Annotated in this window: 16 protein-coding genes; 7 read left to right on the plus strand and 9 right to left on the minus strand. The window is 41.5% G+C overall.

Annotation, left to right across the window (positions count from 1 at the left end):
* Positions 1–98: 98 nt before the first annotated feature.
* The 6 genes from IEE84_RS07000 to IEE84_RS07025 form a co-directional block, all read right to left on the minus strand.
* On the minus strand, positions 99–998 hold the full coding sequence (locus IEE84_RS07000; RefSeq protein ID WP_057760292.1) for a LysR family transcriptional regulator: 900 nt from the start codon (positions 996–998) through the stop codon (positions 99–101).
* 233 nt (positions 999–1,231) lie between these two features.
* Positions 1,232–3,283, minus strand: a complete 2,052-nt coding sequence (gene dnaX, locus IEE84_RS07005) for a DNA polymerase III subunit gamma/tau (RefSeq protein ID WP_191113633.1) — start codon at positions 3,281–3,283, stop codon at positions 1,232–1,234.
* Positions 3,284–3,352: 69 nt separating this feature from the next.
* Positions 3,353–4,615 carry a hypothetical protein gene (locus IEE84_RS07010; protein ID WP_191113634.1) on the minus strand — a complete coding sequence of 421 codons (1,263 nt, stop codon included), beginning with the start codon at positions 4,613–4,615 and terminating at the stop codon, positions 3,353–3,355.
* A gap of 115 nt (positions 4,616–4,730) precedes the next feature.
* Positions 4,731–6,269: a lysine--tRNA ligase gene (lysS, locus tag IEE84_RS07015; protein ID WP_102090341.1), complete on the minus strand. Its 1,539-nt coding sequence runs from the start codon at positions 6,267–6,269 to the stop codon at positions 4,731–4,733.
* A 130-nt stretch (positions 6,270–6,399) separates the two neighbouring features.
* A complete protein-coding gene (prfA, locus tag IEE84_RS07020) occupies positions 6,400–7,491 on the minus strand; it encodes a peptide chain release factor 1 (RefSeq protein ID WP_057760300.1) in 1,092 nt (363 codons plus the stop codon).
* Positions 7,492–7,724: 233 nt separating this feature from the next.
* Positions 7,725–8,870, minus strand: a complete 1,146-nt coding sequence (locus tag IEE84_RS07025; RefSeq protein WP_057760302.1) for a beta-ketoacyl-ACP synthase III — start codon at positions 8,868–8,870, stop codon at positions 7,725–7,727.
* Positions 8,871–9,165: 295 nt separating this feature from the next.
* Between IEE84_RS07025 and pnuC the strand changes: the two genes are divergently transcribed.
* From pnuC to creD, 4 genes are all read left to right on the plus strand, one after another.
* Positions 9,166–9,876, plus strand: a complete 711-nt coding sequence (gene pnuC, locus IEE84_RS07030; RefSeq protein ID WP_191113635.1) for a nicotinamide riboside transporter PnuC — start codon at positions 9,166–9,168, stop codon at positions 9,874–9,876.
* Positions 9,848–10,435 carry an AAA family ATPase gene (locus tag IEE84_RS07035; RefSeq protein WP_224737675.1) on the plus strand — a complete coding sequence of 196 codons (588 nt, stop codon included), beginning with the start codon at positions 9,848–9,850 and terminating at the stop codon, positions 10,433–10,435. The genes pnuC and IEE84_RS07035 overlap by 29 nt, the downstream gene beginning before the upstream one ends.
* Positions 10,436–10,530: 95 nt before the next feature.
* Positions 10,531–11,055 (plus strand): TIGR00645 family protein, encoded by a 525-nt coding sequence (locus IEE84_RS07040; RefSeq protein WP_102093027.1) that lies wholly within the window; start codon positions 10,531–10,533, stop codon positions 11,053–11,055.
* 169 nt (positions 11,056–11,224) lie between these two features.
* Positions 11,225–12,835 (plus strand): cell envelope integrity protein CreD, encoded by a 1,611-nt coding sequence (creD, locus tag IEE84_RS07045; RefSeq protein ID WP_191113637.1) that lies wholly within the window; start codon positions 11,225–11,227, stop codon positions 12,833–12,835.
* A 146-nt stretch (positions 12,836–12,981) separates the two neighbouring features.
* On the opposite strand, the gene IEE84_RS07050 is transcribed toward creD, so the two are convergent.
* Complete coding sequence (locus tag IEE84_RS07050) at positions 12,982–13,665, minus strand: DUF421 domain-containing protein (protein WP_191113638.1); 684 nt, start codon at positions 13,663–13,665, stop codon at positions 12,982–12,984.
* Between the two features lie 320 nt (positions 13,666–13,985).
* Between IEE84_RS07050 and IEE84_RS07055 the strand changes: the two genes are divergently transcribed.
* A complete protein-coding gene (locus tag IEE84_RS07055; RefSeq protein WP_191113639.1) occupies positions 13,986–14,903 on the plus strand; it encodes a DMT family transporter in 918 nt (305 codons plus the stop codon).
* Between the two features lie 186 nt (positions 14,904–15,089).
* Here the strand turns inward: IEE84_RS07055 and IEE84_RS07060 are convergent, their stop codons facing one another.
* Positions 15,090–15,503: an organic hydroperoxide resistance protein gene (locus IEE84_RS07060; protein WP_191113640.1), complete on the minus strand. Its 414-nt coding sequence runs from the start codon at positions 15,501–15,503 to the stop codon at positions 15,090–15,092.
* A 166-nt stretch (positions 15,504–15,669) separates the two neighbouring features.
* Between IEE84_RS07060 and IEE84_RS07065 the strand changes: the two genes are divergently transcribed.
* Together IEE84_RS07065 and IEE84_RS07070 are read left to right on the plus strand one after the other, a co-directional pair.
* Positions 15,670–16,521 carry an AraC family transcriptional regulator gene (locus tag IEE84_RS07065; protein ID WP_191113641.1) on the plus strand — a complete coding sequence of 284 codons (852 nt, stop codon included), beginning with the start codon at positions 15,670–15,672 and terminating at the stop codon, positions 16,519–16,521.
* A gap of 261 nt (positions 16,522–16,782) precedes the next feature.
* Complete coding sequence (locus IEE84_RS07070; protein ID WP_191113642.1) at positions 16,783–17,112, plus strand: hypothetical protein; 330 nt, start codon at positions 16,783–16,785, stop codon at positions 17,110–17,112.
* 164 nt (positions 17,113–17,276) lie between these two features.
* Here the strand turns inward: IEE84_RS07070 and IEE84_RS07075 are convergent, their stop codons facing one another.
* Positions 17,277–17,882 (minus strand): SAM-dependent methyltransferase, encoded by a 606-nt coding sequence (locus tag IEE84_RS07075; RefSeq protein WP_191113643.1) that lies wholly within the window; start codon positions 17,880–17,882, stop codon positions 17,277–17,279.
* Positions 17,883–18,014: the final 132 nt, after the last annotated feature.

An 18,014-nucleotide genomic window follows, 5' to 3' on the forward strand; every position in this document is an offset into this window, starting at 1 on the left:
AGACAATAAAAAAGCCTATAGATGATTCATTATCTATAGGCTTTTTGCTAACTGCTTATTGCTAACTAAAAACGTTTTGTGCGTAGTGAGAACAACACTTAATTCGCATGGAAGTATTTCTTCAGTACTTCTAGGCAACGAGTGATTTTAGCTGGCTGTTGGTCGCGATTTAAAGTGACCGCATATAGCACAAAGCTTGGTAACTGATAGCCAGTCAACACTTCTACCAGCTCTCCACTTTCAAGCTCTTTTTTGACGTCCATCTCTAACATTCTAACCAAACCGTGACCTTCTTTTGCCAACGTCGTCGCCATAAACACGTTATTGGTATAGATACGTGAGTTCATTTTGACACGCGTTTTTTTGCCAGTTTCAGTCTGAATCATATCGATCTGATTGGCATCTTTCATGATTTCAATACAGATTAATTGATGCTCAGCCAAATCTTTAGGCGTATTTAGCTTACTATGCTGACGTAGATACTGAGGTGAGGCAACCAGTAATTGGCGCACATCGGTCAATGGATGACTGCTCAGACTAGAATCATTAATCGATGGGCTCATGCGAATGGCAATATCAATACGCTCGTCAATCATATCAATATAATGATTGTCAGCTAGATAAGTGACGCTTAGATCATCATGTGCCGCCATCCACGTAGAGAGTGCTGGCAGTATATGATTAACACCAAGCTCAGGAGTCGTCGATACACGCAAGCTACCTGCTAGCTCATCACGTAATTGATTGACTTTGATACGCCCTTGCTCCGCTGCACTGACGACATCTTTTGCCGCTTCATAAAAGCTCTCGCCAGCTTCTGTTAAGCTTAGCTTACGAGTTGAGCGGTGCAGCAATACCACGCCAAGCTCGTTCTCTAACGAACGAATTTGCTGACTGACTGCACTGGTTGTAATACCTAGCTCACGTGCTGAGCCACTAAAAGAGCCATGTCCGACCACACTGGCGAACACAGCCATACCGCGTAAATTATCCAACATATTCTCACCTAAACGTCATTTCAGTTTTTAATATAACTTAACCATTATAACGACTTTGCATTCATCTTATCGTTATCAAATGGTTCTCTCTTGTTTGATAAATATATTTTGACCCGTAATAAAAACAAAAATATCAAGGTGATATATTGCTATCACCTTGATATTTAATATAAAACTACGTTCAATATATAAATATACTTTTAGATATTTTGAGCAAACACTGCTCTAAAATTTCAATACAGCTGTACTTTACCCATTTTCCCCTCACCGCGTTCAGTTAAATACTGCATTACTGGTGTTTTTAGCAATTTCGTTTCAGCAACGATTTTCGCTTGCTCTAAACGTTTCTTCTGTCGGCGCTCTGGGGTTTTATCTTCGGTCTGCATGATACTACTATCAATTTTCAAGTCAATGTCAGCTTGTGTAAATTGCTGTTGTAGCTTAGCTGCCAATTGCTGAAAAGTGACCTGCAAATGCTTACTATCAACACTGGTCAAAAACGTGGCTTTGCCATTGCATTGACCAGTCATTGTCCCTTGTCGTGCTAGTGCTAGCTCATCTTGTGCTAATACCTCGCTTTCACGAGCAGTTTGTAACCAATAGTCCCACTTTTCTGGGTTCCACTCGCCTGTCAGTTCTTGAGGTGGACAACGCAGCAACGTACGTGGATCTTCATCAGAGTTGGCTGTTAATTGAGAATCATTTGCGCCAGGCTCAACAACTGGTTCAGGCTCAACAACTGGTTCAGGCTCAACAACTGGTTCAGGCTCAACAACTGGTTCAGGCTCAACAACTGGTTCAGGCTCAACAACTGGTTCAGGCTCAACAACTGGTTCAGGCTCAACAACTGGTTCAGGCTCAACAACTGGTTCAGGCTCAACAACTGGTTCAGGCTCAACAACTGGTTCAGGCTCAACAACTGGTTCAGGCTCAACAACTGGTTCAGGCTCAACAACTGGTTCAGGCATAGCACTAGCCATTGACTGTGCTAAATTGTCATTATCATAAATACCGCTTTGCAGCTCATCGTGACTTGAAGTCTGATAGTCAACACTATAAAGCTCTGGCGGCGGTGCTGACGCTTCATGTGCAATAGCATCTGGAGCTGATACGGAAGAAACTGGTTCTATAGCTGGTACTTTGGTAGCAGACCCATCACTATCATGAGTATTGCTCAAGACTTCATCGACTGGCAAAGGACGAAACGCCAATAAACGCAAGATGCACATCTCAAGCGCTTGCATCGGTGTACTTGCAAGCTTGACACCTTCACGTGCCTGTACAACAATTTCATAATACAGCTGCAAGACATCAGGGCTGATATGCTGAGCTAGCGTATAAATATCTTTTGCTTGCGCCTCATTGACATTAAGAGCGACCTCGGGCAACAGCTGGGTCAATGCCAACTGATGTAACAGCTCAGCGAGCCCATCAAACATACTAGTCGCATCGACCATTTGCGCGCGCATTTGCTCAATATGAGCAGCAACCGCAGACTTATCATGATTATAGATATCTGTGATTAGACGCACTAAGTCAGCAGCATCAATAAGACCAAGCATTGCATTGACAGTCGCATCATCCAGTGCGCCTTGACCAAAAGCAATGGCTTGATCGGTCAATGATAGAGCATCACGCACAGAACCTTTGGCTGCACTTGCTAACTGCCAAATCGCTGGCTGAGTATAGCCTACCTGCTCTTTGGTCAAGATATTTGCCAAGTGCTCGCTAAGTAACGTTTGTGGTAATGGGCGTAGTACAAACTGCAAGCAGCGCGAAATAATCGTAATTGGTAGCTTCTGTGGATCAGTCGTCGCTAATAAAAACTTCACATGTTCAGGTGGCTCTTCTAACGTTTTTAATAGCGCGTTAAAGCTGTGCGTAGACAGCATATGTACTTCATCAATCAGATAGACCTTATAACGCCCTTGGCTTGGCGCATAAGGCACGTTGTCTAATAATTCACGCGTGTCTTCAACCTTGGTACGAGAAGCGGCATCAATCTCAATAAGATCAATAAAACGCCCCTGATCAATAGCAACGCAATTATCACATACGCCGCAAGGCGTACTGGTAATACCTGTATCACAGTTTAAGCACTTAGATAAGATGCGCGCAATCGTCGTCTTACCCACTCCGCGAGTTCCAGTAAACAGATAAGCATGATGCAAGCGGTTATAATCAATCGCATTAATCAACGCTTGAGACACATGCGTCTGCCCAATCAACTCGTGAAAGTTTTTTGGTCGGTATTTGCGAGCTAAAACTTGATATTGCTGCGTCATAAGAAATGCCAATGTAAATAATACAAATATAAAGGAAGCGTCGGGTTAGTGAATCGTACTATGTTTAGGTTATAACTGAGCTTGAAGTTGTGCCAGTCGGTCATATAAGCGTTGAGTACTTTCATCAATCAATGAACCTGCTTGATGAAATATATCCAGATAAACCTCAGTGTTTACACTGTCTTCACATGGCCGAAACTCTACACCCAGTAAAAACAAATCATCCATTACTGGCTCCTGTAATTGGACATTAATATCTGACAATAAATCTTTATAAGAAAGCCTAACATTCTCTGCACTCAGCGAACTGCTACCGTCTTGCGCATAAAACACCATGAGATAATGGCGTCCAAATACATGATAAGAATGCTCATGACGGACATAACCATTCCAGCGCGAGTCTTGATCCATGGTTCTATAAGCTAAGATTTTTTCTACTAGGCATGCATAGGTATATATTGACTCATCTACCAAAATATCAACCTGCTCATTTGGTAAAGGTGTACCTGCTTCATGATAACGCTCAATCACGCTGTTAAACAGCTTGAACCACATACCAGTATTTTTTCGCATCTCAGCCATTAAGGCGTCGGCATATATAGTCTGATTTGGCTCTACTGCTTTAAGTAAACGCAATTCAACTTGCTCAATTAACTCACTATCAATTAGCTGCTCTTGCACCCTAATCGCTCTTTGATGAAAGTCCGGTGATTGTAGAAACTGTTTAAGCAATGTCGATTCGTTTTGAAATGATGCAAAGCTAGATAGTTGACGACGATGGAAGTCTAAAAAGGTTGTTAAATCACTTGGCGTCACCAACTGATCGAGGATATCAACGAAGTTTTGATGACTAAAGACTTGTAGGATACTTTGCTCATCATCTAAGTCTAAAACACAGTCTTCTGCAAAAAACCGACTGCCATATTCGTAGCCAACTACATAAGATGAATGACCCGATTGATCGTCTTGATGATTGATAGACAATGACGTTAAGCCAATAAAATAAACCGCTTTATCAGTTGTCGCGGCACTTCTATCTACAATTAGGCTGTCGTTTTTTTGATAAATCTGAGCGTGGCGTTTGATAAGTTGGTTGACAACTTCTTTTCTCCACTCACGAACTTTAGCATTATCCACTTCTTGCTTATTTGCCTGCATCACGACGGTATTGACGAGCAAATAAATAGTAGCGCCGGAAAAGTCAAAAACAAAATCATAACCCTGAAAATGATCAGAGTCAGTGATTTTGTCATCAGGCAACTCATACAATGATAAAAAACATTGCTGAATCATTTTTTGCCATGGCGCATGTGATGCTTGCTGAATATCCATAATACCTCTATAAACGATATTTCACAAAAAAGCTTATACCCACTCTGTGAAAATGAGCAAAAGCTTTTTATGCTGAGTTAAGTATCAGTTTGGATTTATAGCAAGCAAACCCATCTTAGCTGTCTTGTTTGCGGCGCATATGCGGGAACAAGATCACATCACGGATACTAGCAGAGTCGGTAAATAGCATTACTAGACGGTCAATACCAATACCCTCACCAGCTGTCGGTGGCAAACCATAAGACAATGCTTCGATATACTCTTCATCAAAATGCATAGCTTCATCATCGCCAGCGTCTTTTTCAGCAACCTGACCACGGAAACGCTCAGCTTGGTCTGCTGGGTCATTAAGCTCGCTAAAACCATTAGCCAACTCACGACCACCAACGAACAGCTCAAAGCGATCAGTAATCTCAGGATTGTCATCACTACGGCGCGCTAGTGGTGAGGTCTCAGCTGGGTACTCAGTAATGAACGTTGGCTGACGTAATTGATGCTCAGCCGTTTCTTCAAAGATAATCGTTTGTAGTTTACCCACACCGAACACATCTTTGACTTGTTGCTTAAGTGTCGTAGATGCATATTCTGCTAGGTATTCACGATCATTGATACGTGTCATGTCAAAGTTTTCAGCATATTTTGCAATCGCATCAGACATTGATAGACGAGCAAATGGTGCTTTTAGGCTAATGGCTTCTTCTTGATACGTAAGCTCTGTTGTGCCCAACACATCTATTGCTAACTGATTAAACAGACGCTCAGTCAAATCCATTAAGTCATGATAATCAGCGTATGCTTGATAGAACTCAATCATGGTGAATTCAGGGTTATGACGGGTTGAAACCCCTTCATTACGGAAACTACGGTTAATCTCAAATACGCGCTCAAACCCGCCAACGACCAGACGCTTAAGATAAAGCTCAGGCGCGATACGTAGATATAAAGGCATATCTAATGCGTTATGATGTGTCTCAAACGGACGAGCTACTGCGCCGCCTGGTATCGGATGCATCATTGGCGTTTCAACTTCCATAAAACGCTCATTGAGCATAAATTGACGAATACCACTAACGATCTGACTACGAACCATAAAGGTATTGCGAGTCGTCTCATTGGTCATCAAATCAAGATGACGATTGCGATAGCGCGCTTCGACATCAGCCAAACCATGGAACTTGTTTGGCATTGGACGTAGTGATTTGGTCAGTAGCGTAATTTCTTCAATATGTACATACAGATCGCCTTTACCTGAGCGACCGATATAGCCTGATACACCAACGATGTCACCCAAATCTAGTGATTTGATGCTTGCACGAGTTTCCTCATCAAGCTCTTTACGTGCTACATATAGCTGAATACGGCCTGTCATGTCTTGAATCACAATGAACGAACCACGGTTGAGCATGACTCGACCTGCCACGTTTACCTGTGTTTTTTCACCATTTGCTGCTTTTTCTTCAATTTCCTGCTTTGAGACACCATCAAAAGCCGTCTGTAAGTCTTGCGCATAATCAGTGCGTTTGAACGTATTAGGATACGGCTGTTTACCTGAAGCACTAATATCGTCTAGCTTGGCTTGCAGTTGTGCGATTAGCTCGTTAGCATCTTCTACGACTGGGGTTTGATCTTGGTTCTGATTATTGTGCTTTGACATAACACTCTCAATATTTTTAGGTAATTAAATGGATAAACGAAAACAGAAAAATTAAATCAATACTTATTATTATAAGAACAGACATGGTGATAAAAAAGATAAAACTGTTGGTACTCTTAAAGACTAACTACTAGTCATTGCCACCGATACTGGCCATCAAATCAGCCTGATGCTCACGTAATAGCGCATCAAGAATCTCATCCAAATCGCCTTCCATAATGGAATCAAGCTTGTATAAGGTAAGGTTGATACGGTGATCGGTCATGCGACCTTGTGGAAAATTATAGGTACGGATACGCTCAGAGCGATCGCCACTACCGACCAAGTCACGACGTATAGAGTCCGCCACATCGACCTGTGCTTGCACTTTGGCCTGTTGAATTTTAGAGACCAGCATTTTCATAGCGTGCGCACGGTTTTTGTGCTGGCTACGCTCTTGCTGACACTCTACCACGGTACCCGTTGGAATATGCGTCAAACGGACAGCAGAGTCAGTCGTGTTAACGTGCTGACCACCAGCGCCACTTGAGCGGAAAGTATCCATTTTGATATCAGCAGGATTGATATCAACGGTATCATCAATCTCAACTTCTGGCATGACCGCAACCGTACAAGCTGATGTGTGAACACGACCTTGGCTTTCGGTCTCAGGGACACGCTGTACACGGTGAGCGCCCGATTCAAACTTCAGGCGACCATATACACTGTTGCCAGATACGCGAGTGATGATTTCTTTATAACCACCATGCTCACCTTCATTTGCAGAGAGCACTTCTAGTGTCCAGCCTTGGCTCTGCGCGTATTTTTGGTACATGCGGAACAAGTCACCAGAGAAAATCGCTGCTTCATCGCCGCCTGTCCCTGCACGAATCTCCAAAAACGCTGGCACTTTATCGTTAGGGTCTTTGGGTAGCATCATCAGATTGAGCGCTTCTTCCATCTCTACGATGGTATCACGCGCACTTTCAATCTCATCGATCATCATCTCTTTCATGTCAGGATCTGTTGCATCGGCTAGCATCGCTTCTGCATCAGCCTGATCCGTTTCTGCACCCACGTAGTTTTGCCACAGCGTCGTGATCTCCATCAAGTCGCTGTGCTCAACAGACAATTCACGGAACTTATTATTATCACTGATGACACTAGGATCTGATAATAAAGCGGTGACCTCTTCATAACGGTCTACCATCTGGTCTAAACGCAGGCGTAAGGATTCTTTCATAAAAGGACTTTTAATTGGATAAGAGGAATAAGCCCGTGATTATAGCAAATTTTTTGGGGTAAATTAAAACCTCTAATCATTCTTGTTGATATTGTCGGTAATCTCGATGTTATCTTCTCAAACATCTCTGTTTATATTTAGATGTCACGACGTAATTTCAATAGCAGAACGACAGACAAAAAAATAGCTAAGAAGACTCTTAGCTATTTTTATCAGGACAGGTAGTTAAAGTATTAAACCTTGCGAACCAACACCGAACCAATAGAGTAACCTGCACCAAATGAGCAAATAACGCCCAGATCGCCTGATACTAAATCATCTTTGTGGCGATGGAATACAATCATAGGACTCGCTGAGCTAGTATTGGCAAATTCAGCAATAACACTCGGAGCAATCGATTTATCGGCATCTTTACCAACCACGGTACGTAAGATCAAATCCAACATATTGGCATTGGCTTGATGCAACCACATCATCTTAACATCAGACGTTGGGATGTCGTTTTCTTGCAAGTGCTCAGTGATAATCTCTGACACTTTTGGACAGACTTCACGGAATACTTTACGACCGTTTTGCAAAAACAGCTTGTCAGTGACCGGTGCTTTGATATCTGGATACATTTCAGTCTGCGCTGCTAGATACTCTGAGCGATCCATAAAGCCATATTCGTTTTTGATGTTGGTCGAAAACTGAGTAAATAGCTTAGAGTTTAGAATCTCGTAACCTTTTGGCGTATCTAATTCTTCAACAATAGAAGCAGTCGCTACGTCACCGAAGATAAAGTGGCTGTCACGGTTACGCCAGTTTAGATGCGCTGAGGTAATCTCAACGTTGACCACAGCAATACGCTTGGCCAAACCAGAGATGATAGAACCATGTGCTTGTGACAGACCAAAAGTCGCCGCACTACACGCAACGTTCATATCATAAGCAAAGCCGCCAATCATACCAATTTCGTTTTGGATTTCGATAGCAACCGCAGGATAAGTACGCTGGAAGTTTGAGCAAGCAAGGATGATACCGTCTAAGTCATTGGCCTCAAGTCCAGCATCAGCCAAAGCGTCTCTCAGTGCTGCTGCACCCATTTCGGCCATGACCGACAGCTCTTCGCCCAAGTTGCGGTAAGGGATAACTGGCGCCATGATCTCAGTATTTAAGATACCTTCTTTTTCCATCACATAACGTGATTTGATACCAGATACTTTTTCGATGAAAGCAGCTGAAGAAGGCTCAAGTGCCGTCACTGTCTCTGCAGCTATCTCTTCAGCATGTTCGGTATTATAGTTTTCAACATACTGGTTAAATGACTCAACTAGCTCTTCGTTACTAATGCTGTAAGGTGGGATATAAAGACCAGTGCCTGTGATACAAGTCGTCATGATAAGCTTCCTTGTCTACTACTGTGGTGCTTGGAATAAGCATAAAAGTGGAAAAATAATAGCCATTCAAATTCAGTGAATAACTGTAAACTTAAAATCAGTGTGTTTATTATGCCTGAATATTATAATTTTTCTAATACTTTGTTACAAATAATCTGTTTCTTGCCATAAATTAGCAAAGACTGCCGTCCTTTTTCGGTAGCTACGTTATAATTGGCATCATTTATTTTGTACTATTCGTCGAACTATCTTAATTATTCAGAACATTGATACACGCTCATACTTAGGAATGCTAATGGCAGAACTTCTCAACTGGTTATTTGGTCAATACGCTGACTACTCTACGATATTCATCATCCTTGAACTGATTGCCGTTATCTTCGGCGTAGCAAGTGTCTTACTCGCCAGCAAAACCAATATTTTAGTCTTCCCTATTGGTCTGGTCAGCACTGCTATATTTGTGTACCTACTGTGGAAGTGGCAGCTGTTTGGCGATATGTTCATCAATGCTTACTATACCGTGATGAGTTTATATGGCTGGATTAACTGGTCAAAGAACAAGAAAAACCAGTCTGTTGAGCATAAGCAGACAGATACCAATAACGTCCGTATTGAACATTTGCATGCAGGTGACATCCCGATCCTCTCTGCTTTGGCAGCAGGAACGATAGCTTTTGTAGGATTGGTCTATTATTTCCGTCCAGTGATTAATAATGGCTTTAGTTTCGATAATGCGGTACTTGGAATCCATCTATTTACTTGGGTCGATTATACTGACATGCTCACCACAGCTTTGTTTCTGATGGCAATGTGGCTCATGGCACGACGAAAAATCGAGCATTGGATACTCTGGATCATCGCTGATGCGATCTCGGTACCATTATACTTCTATAAAGGTTTTACTTTTACCGCGCTACAATATGTAGTCTTCACTCTTATCGCAATCTGGGCATACTATGAATGGCAACGACGCTACCGTGTACAACCTCGAGCAGCATACGCCTAAATCTGTCATCAACGTCGCGGTCTTAGGGGCAGAAAGTACGGGTAAGACGACCTTATGTCGTGATTTGGCCGAGCATTTTGATAGTCCATGGGTGTCAGAATATATGCGCACCTACTTACAGGAAAAATGGGACAACAAGAAGCTGACTTGTACGTGGGAAGATCTGCTCCCTATCGCACAGGGGCAGATTACACTAGAGAATACCTTAGCCAAACAAGTCGCTCAGACGAATAATGCCAGTCATTATTTGTTTTGCGATACCAGTTTGTTTGAGCTGATGGTTTATTCTTATTGGTATTATGGCGACTGTCCTACGGCCCTTGAGCAAGCAGCATTGGCCCATCATTATGATTTGATATTATTGACTGATGTTGATACGCCATGGGTGGCTGATGACTTGCGCGACAGTCCGCATCAACGCGATGAGATAAGTGCTTATTTCGCCAGTCAATTAAGCAAGCATCAGAAATCATTCCAACGCATTAGTGGCGATAGAAAAGCACGCGTTCAGCAAGTAGTAGCGCAGCTCGCTAATATAGACAAAATCTCATATGACTAAAACTAAATAGCTATGGTCATAAACTTACCCATATTTATGTCTTACAAATTTTTCGTCTTTAAGACTTTCTTGTCTTTAAAACCTAAGAGATACCCATGCTAAAAAAGTTTGAGCTTTATTTAGAAAAAACCATCTTTAATAGCCGCTGGATACTGGCACCCTTTTATCTAGGGCTTGTGTTAGGCATTATTTTATTATTTATTAAGTTTGTCCAAAAGCTATGGCACATGTTCGCTGACATTCTGACGGCCTCTGAAGCCAGTGTGATTGTAGATATATTGGTATTGGTTGATATCTCTCTGGTTGCCAGTTTATTGCTTATCATTATATTCAGTGGCTATGAGATTTTTGTCTCAAAAATCGATACTGGCACCCATGATGATCGTCCTAGCTGGATGGGCAAAGTGGACTTTTCGGGTCTAAAGCTCAAAGTCATCGGAGCGATCGTCGCTATCTCGGCAATTGACCTTTTGAAATCCTTTATGGATATCTCTAGCGGAATGAGTGAACTTGATGCCGACAAACTCATGTGGAAGGTTATTATTCATATGACCTTTGTATTGTCTGGCTTGTTATTCGCTATTATGGATAAAGTCGTTGGCGACACGAAAAAGCATTAAAAAAATTAATAATCGAAAAACAGTTATCCGAAAATATCAACTTTTACCCTTTCACAGTTATTCCATATTGCCTGCACATCTTCTCGTTATGTCCTCTCTATGATGTCTTTTAAAACCACAGTCTGCTATCTCGGCAGCTGTGGATTAAAGACACTTAGGAGGCGACCACATGCAAAAAACATTATTGACTAAGTTATCCATTATTATAGGACTGTGTATCGTTTTTTCGATTGGTCTCACTATGATTAGCGACATCATATACGAGAGGCAATACTACGCAGAGTCAGTGATAAAAGAAATCACCCAGCAGCATGTCAATCCACAAGAAGTCATCAACCCATTCATCGCCATCCCTACGACAGTCACACCGGCATGTCAGTCAGATGCAACAGGTACACCATATATAAAGAGTAAATGTGAACCGTCATACTCGAAGATTGAGACGATTTTTGCCTCTCAGACGCAGGCTGCACAAAACCTAAAAGTAAACACAGACATCTATAAACGCGGTATCTATAGCGCTACTAGCTATGATGGTCAGCTGACATTCGATCAAAGTTATAGGTTTGCTGAGACTTTAGCAAATTTAGATCAGATTGGCACTACAATTGACAATGATGCAGATAAGACACAGCTAGCCAAAACCATTACCCACTGGAATAAGGCAAAACTTATCATTCCCGTGTCTGACTTACGCGGTGTCGCTACCTTGCCTACTGTCACAATTAATCAAAAATCAATTGCAGCAAACTATCCGCAGATACCAATGATAAAGAACTTAACCTATGTTGAAGCAGATATTCCTAAAGGTATATTGGAGCAATTAATCAATCCTACTAGCCAGCATAATAAAGATAGCTTTATTATTACAGGTTCAGTAGATGCAGATCTAGATAAATCAGAGGTAAATAGCCAGTTATCTAATCCTAAAGACAATCAAGCGCTGAATATTGTGATCGACTTACCATTAGCTGGCATTAGTAATATAACGACTGTCCCAACTGGGCAGAGCTTTACTCTATCTATGCACAGTGACTGGCAGACACCAAATTTCATCGGTAAAGCATTACCAAATACTAAGAGCATTACCACTAAAGGATTCGATGCCAGTTGGCAAAATCAGTATTTAACTATCGCTAATAACCAATACCTCTCTCAATGTCTCAGCGCGCCTAACCATCAATGTACTGTCATAAGTGAATCAACGCTCAATACCGATAGCCATTCGTACAATACTGATTCGTTTGAGTCCTCAAGAGGTCTGACGACAGACAGTGCGACAGTGGCTGGCAGCAATCAAAGTATTCTGCTGAACAGCTTTGGCGTTAGTTTTGCAAGCCCAAATGATGTCTATCTACAAACTGAACGAGCCATGAAGTACGCCTTGCTATTAATGTTGGTAACGTTTGGTACTTTCTTTTTATTTGAAGTGCTCAAATCAATTCGCATCCACCCTATTCAGTATCTGTTAGTCGGCTGCGCACTATTTGTCTTTTATGTCTTATTACTGCCGCTTGCAGAACAAATCGCATTTTGGCAAGCCTATATGGTAGCGTCCAGTGCTTGTGTCGGGCTTATTGGCTGGTATAGCTATTATGTATTTGGCGGTTTAAAACGGGCAGTAATCTTTACCGCGACACTTGCTGGGCTATATGCTGCGTTTTTTGGTATTTTAAGTACAGAAGATCTCAATCTGTTACTGGGTGCGATATTCTGCTTTGTGATACTTGCCTCCGTGATGGTGATGACTCGCAAACTCGACTGGTATAAAGTGACCTAAATAAAGTCATGTAAATGATGAAAGCCATGCGCTGTATAAAGCAAGTCAGACAAATTGTCAGTAAATGAGAGGTTTTTATCTGATAATTTGAAAAAAACTTGGCTACCTTAGCTTACCAACTGAGCTAAGGCAGCCAAGTAGTAATATTATTTAACGATATGATTGTTTAACGCTTTAGCCCAGTTATTGCAATTATCCTCGCAGCGCGGGCAACAATGATTAGGGTCAGAGATTTCATCAACGTAACCGCAATACATACAAGCATAGTAAACCCCTGCTTCTACTTGCTCGACCGGTCGATATTGCTTAGGAAAAAGCGGCATACCGTAGTCTGTTTTTTCAGAGGTATGCAATAAAATACTAAAATTGCCATCAGCTTCGAGCAAACCGACACGAACTTGTCCTAAATGCTCAACCCCTTGTTGGCGCATTTCAGCAAAAAACTCATCATGTGACATTTCCCCTTGTTTAATCTTATCAAGCACTAGCATGCCATCTTCTACAATATACATTGAGCGCCCCTCTAGCAGGTCCTCAAAAGGCTGGAACTTCATCATCGCCCAAGTACACAGCCTATAGAGTGAAATGACCGTACCCATGATTAATACCGCTTGGATAATGGGCAGATCTTCGGTGAACATAGGATCGCCTGCAATAGAGCCCAACGACAAAATAATGGTCAGCTCGAAAATAGAGAGCTGACGGACGCCGCGCTTACCAGTGAAGCGTAAAAATGTGATAATTAATACAAACATTACAGTGACACGTATTAAAATTTCTACGGCAAACAACCAAGTTGTGTCATAAATAAAAATACTTGCCCAATCCATACTATCTTTCCTATTTATTTATCTAATTATTGTGTTTCATGAGTGTTGTTCTAATAGTTCGTTTGCTGCGAAGCACATCATCCCTATTTTTAGACCTTATCGTCAATACAACTATCGTTATTCTGATTTAAAAGAGACTTTTTGCTATAAGTACGACAAAATATCCTGTCTTGTGAGACAGCTATCGAATAGATTAATCAGTTATCAATCTATTATCTTTGCTAAAAATAAACGTTCGTTATAACAACGTATCTCTAGACCTAAAACTGAAATCCTATGCTTGCCTGTTTTGTGCCATTTATTCATTGTAGGAATTACTTTTGAAAGCCACTATTTATACTATTATTGCGTTAATCGCCTTTGCCGCAAACTCCCTGTTTTGCCGAATGGCATTGGCAGAAGGCTACATCGATGCTTGGAGCTTTACCATCATCAGGCTAGTTAGTGCGACGGCCTGTCTAGGCATTATCATGGCTATACATGCTTACAGACTGCGACGCCAAACGTTCAATCATGACAACCCTACCGTCCACGCTATATTAAATGATAAAGGCAGTTGGTTGAGTAGCGTCAGCTTGGTGATTTATGCGCTGTGCTTTTCAATTGCGTATGTAGAGCTGGATACTGGCACTGGTGCATTGATTTTGTTTTCAGCGGTTCAGCTGACGATGATTGGCTGGGGTATTTATAAGAAGGAGCAATTAAGCGCGCTACAGTGGTTGGCGTTTGTCGTTGCAGTGGCGGGGTTTGTATATCTGATGCTGCCATCAGCTGCCATACCGTCACCATTGGCGGCAGCGTTAATGGCTATGAGCGGCATAGCTTGGGGAGTATATAGTATACGCGGCAAATCATGTGTCTCACCGCTTCGAGCGACAGGGTTTAACTTTGTGCGTAGTTTAGTCGCTGTGCCTATACTATTACTGGTAGGTATGACGTATCTAGATAACTTGGGTTTCAAAAATATCAATTTGGAAGGTATTACGACTGAAGGTGTACTACTCGCCTGTGCATCAGGAGCGATCGCCTCAGGGTTGGGCTATAGTATCTGGTATACAGCGATGCCACTATTGAAAAACACACAAGCCGCTATCGTTCAGCTATGTGTCCCTGTGATTGCTGCGTTGCTAGGTGTGATATTTTTATCTGAGCAGTTAACTATGCCCTTTATTATTGCAAGCACCGTCATTTTGGGCGCGGTCTTGGTGTTTACCTTAAATAAAAAAGTACCAGCATGAGATAAGGCTATTAATGATTTATCATTAGCTAAGCTGCTCAGAAAAGGTTCCAGCTAATTACGTTACCGGACAACATAAAACGCCCCGACTCTTATAAATCGGGGCGTTTGAGTATATGAGTTATTATTTTAATATTGCTAGTCTATGGTCAACAGTCGTTGAACAACAATCTGTACGCAACAGCCTTTAAACAACAGTCACTTCTAGACGAGTCTCTACATTGCCGCGAGTAGCATTAGAATACGGGCACACCTGATGCGTGGCTTCGATCAACTGCTGCGCCTGCGCTTCATCAATACCTGATACTTCTACAGACAACTCTATCTCTAAGTTGTAGCTACCGTCAGCTTTCATACCGATACCTACTTGCGCAGAGGTCTTTGAAGCGGTAACAGGCAATTTCATGTGCTGTGCTGTCATGCTCAAAGCGCTATCAAAACAAGCCGCGTAACCCATGGCAAAAAGCTGTTCTGGATTCACGCCTTCTTTGTCTTGCTCTTGAAAAGACACCAAGTCAAATCCTAACGAACCATCGTCTAATCCAGTATGGCCAGAACGTCCACCAGTAGCGGTTGCGCGCGTTTTATAAAATATTTTCATGAGTAATTATTCCTTGTTTCATATTATTAGAGGTCGTACTTACGCTGTTGCGATGAGATTATTATAGAATCCTCTGCATTTATACGTTAGAACAAACCTCTATAACTCTTGCCTAATCCTACAAATCTTTATACTATCAGGCAAGTCTATAAAATAAGCACTCGTGATGAATCAAACGACTATTGACCAACTTTTAGCAGTACTACCTAGAAATAAAACCATCGAATCTGCTGTTTCAGGCTTGTTCTTTTACTGCGCGGATAAACCAAGCAAAGCCGTAAGCTATATTCAAGAGCCAAGTATTTGTATTGTACTGCAAGGTGAACGAGAGATTTACTTGGGTGCTGACTGTCAAAGGTTTGACAATAGTAACTTGATGTTTTGTCCAGTTAATATACCGCTAAGTATGCATATTAAACACGCTTCAATAAAAAACCCCGTCATTGTTTTATCAATGAAATTAGATTTAGCCATGATTAGAGATGTATTAGCGCAGATACCGACCACACACCCAATGGCAGGCAGCCATTTAGGGATAAAGTGGCACCTAGATGACACCATAATGGATGCGTTTGAGCGATTGATACGCTTGCTTGATTATCCAAACGATATTGATTTTCTGTCTTCTTTAATTCAACAAGAAATATACTATCGCCTACTCTTGGCTGAGCAAGGCAACAAACTTAAGCAATTGGTCGTTAGCGGTAGCCATACACACCGCATTGCCCAAGCGACTGACTGGATAAAGGCACATCTAGATGAACCTATCATGGTTGAGAGCTTAGCTAGTAGATGCGGCATGAGTGTTTCAGGGTTTCATCAGCACTTTAAAGAAATAACCCAGCTGAGTCCGTTACAGTATCAGAAAAGCTTACGTTTAATGGAAGCCAGACGCTTAATTAAGATGCATGGTACGCAAATATCACAAATAGCAATGCAAGTAGGATATGAAAGTCCTAGTCAGTTTAGCCGAGAATATAAGCGGTTTTTTGGTCTAAGCCCAAGTAATGAGTTGTAGTTATAGTTTTATTGCTTAATATAATGATTTTTTGCTTAGGCTATTTAATATTATATTTACGAGATTATTCCTTAAAAAACATCATTTTTAAATTGAATGATTTATGGAGTATTTTAAATAAATAGAAAAATTGGTTGACGTGACTATATATTCGTATTATAACATATGATATATATTTAAAATAATGAATGTATAGGAGCAGCTTTACTCTGCGTAAGAACGATGTAAAGCGATCAATAGAAAGCTTAGGGAGGAGATAACATGATTCGTTTAAGCTACACTCTAAAATGCTGGGCACTTGGCATCACTTTTTTTACAGTGTTCTACTTTATGGTAGTCATGAGTGACCCTGGCTTTAGTAAGTACATTTACATGTTAGCTTTCAGCACTTTACTACTCCCTATTGCTAAGCGTGCCGTCGATGTCATGACCGATTTTTTCGCACCAGATATTGAATTGTTCAATGGATTGCTGCCATCACTTTTGATTAATATTGTGATTTGGATGCTTACTCCATTTATCGTCGCATTAACTGTGATTGCCTATGTGCTTTATAGCATGGGTGTACTGACAGAAAAGATTAGTCATTAAGTACCAATTATCAAGTACCAATCATTAAATACTAGTCATTAGATACCAGTCGCTAATTATCAGACATTAAGCCTCAATAGCTCATAGAGAAGGTAGTTTGCAAACTATCTTCTCTAACTATGTATATATCTACTAAAACGACTAATAGATTTAACTTACAACGGCTAGTTGCTAACTTTTTTGCCAACAAACTGTACTACAGCGCTAAGCCCTTGATGGCGCTTTCCTTCTGATACTATACGCAACTTCTCTACACCAACAATCTCTTTCAGTCCTACAAGCTCATTTTGAAAGTTCTCTAAAGCGCCAAAACGTTCCCTTTGACTGGCTGGTGGTCCACCGACTGCCTCTGTTTCAAGCTGTCGTTCTGTATAAGCTTCGACGATAAATACTCCCTCTGGCTTGAGAGCGGTGCCAACTTGTGCATGTACGTATTGACGTACCGTTTCAGGCACGTGTGCCCAGATAGAAACTATAGCGTCCCATTTATACTGACCAAAGTTATAATGTTCTAAATCAGCTACTTGGGTAGTAATAGCTACCCCTCTATCTTTTGCCAACTTGTTCGCTTTGTTCAAACCTACTTCGGACATATCCATCGCAGTTACAGTGAAGCCTTGCTCAGCTAAGAATACTGCATTCCTACCCTCGCCCTCTGCTAGACAAAGTACGTGTCCACCTACAGGTATCTGCTCAAACGTCTCTCTCAAAAAATCATTAGGTTCGGTACCAAATGCGAACTCTGTACCGCTATAGCGTTCATCCCACATTTTAATCGTCCTTTTATTTGAGATTGATATCCAATTTGGTAGGTAACATATGGCACCTAGAACGCTTAGTTATAGAGCCCGTATCTTAAGATCAATGTGTGCTCTATAACATAACGTACCATACAGAACTAA

It is taken from the genome of Psychrobacter sp. 28M-43 (assembly GCF_014770435.1).
Taxonomy (GTDB): Bacteria; Pseudomonadota; Gammaproteobacteria; order Pseudomonadales; family Moraxellaceae; genus Psychrobacter.

What these genes read in the sequence shown, in the direction of transcription:
- IEE84_RS07000 (WP_057760292.1), bottom strand. Translation starts at nt 998, where the DNA reads ATGTTGGATAATTTACGCGGTATGGCTGTGTTCGCCAGTGTGGTCGGA.
- dnaX (WP_191113633.1), bottom strand. Translation starts at nt 3,283, where the DNA reads ATGACGCAGCAATATCAAGTTTTAGCTCGCAAATACCGACCAAAAAAC.
- IEE84_RS07010 (WP_191113634.1), bottom strand. Translation starts at nt 4,615, where the DNA reads ATGGATATTCAGCAAGCATCACATGCGCCATGGCAAAAAATGATTCAG.
- lysS (WP_102090341.1), bottom strand. Translation starts at nt 6,269, where the DNA reads ATGTCAAAGCACAATAATCAGAACCAAGATCAAACCCCAGTCGTAGAA.
- prfA (WP_057760300.1), bottom strand. Translation starts at nt 7,491, where the DNA reads ATGAAAGAATCCTTACGCCTGCGTTTAGACCAGATGGTAGACCGTTAT.
- IEE84_RS07025 (WP_057760302.1), bottom strand. Translation starts at nt 8,870, where the DNA reads ATGACGACTTGTATCACAGGCACTGGTCTTTATATCCCACCTTACAGC.
- pnuC (WP_191113635.1), top strand. Translation starts at nt 9,166, where the DNA reads ATGGCAGAACTTCTCAACTGGTTATTTGGTCAATACGCTGACTACTCT.
- IEE84_RS07040 (WP_102093027.1), top strand. Translation starts at nt 10,531, where the DNA reads ATGCTAAAAAAGTTTGAGCTTTATTTAGAAAAAACCATCTTTAATAGC.
- creD (WP_191113637.1), top strand. Translation starts at nt 11,225, where the DNA reads ATGCAAAAAACATTATTGACTAAGTTATCCATTATTATAGGACTGTGT.
- IEE84_RS07050 (WP_191113638.1), bottom strand. Translation starts at nt 13,665, where the DNA reads ATGGATTGGGCAAGTATTTTTATTTATGACACAACTTGGTTGTTTGCC.
- IEE84_RS07060 (WP_191113640.1), bottom strand. Translation starts at nt 15,503, where the DNA reads ATGAAAATATTTTATAAAACGCGCGCAACCGCTACTGGTGGACGTTCT.
- IEE84_RS07065 (WP_191113641.1), top strand. Translation starts at nt 15,670, where the DNA reads ATGAATCAAACGACTATTGACCAACTTTTAGCAGTACTACCTAGAAAT.
- IEE84_RS07070 (WP_191113642.1), top strand. Translation starts at nt 16,783, where the DNA reads ATGATTCGTTTAAGCTACACTCTAAAATGCTGGGCACTTGGCATCACT.
- IEE84_RS07075 (WP_191113643.1), bottom strand. Translation starts at nt 17,882, where the DNA reads ATGTGGGATGAACGCTATAGCGGTACAGAGTTCGCATTTGGTACCGAA.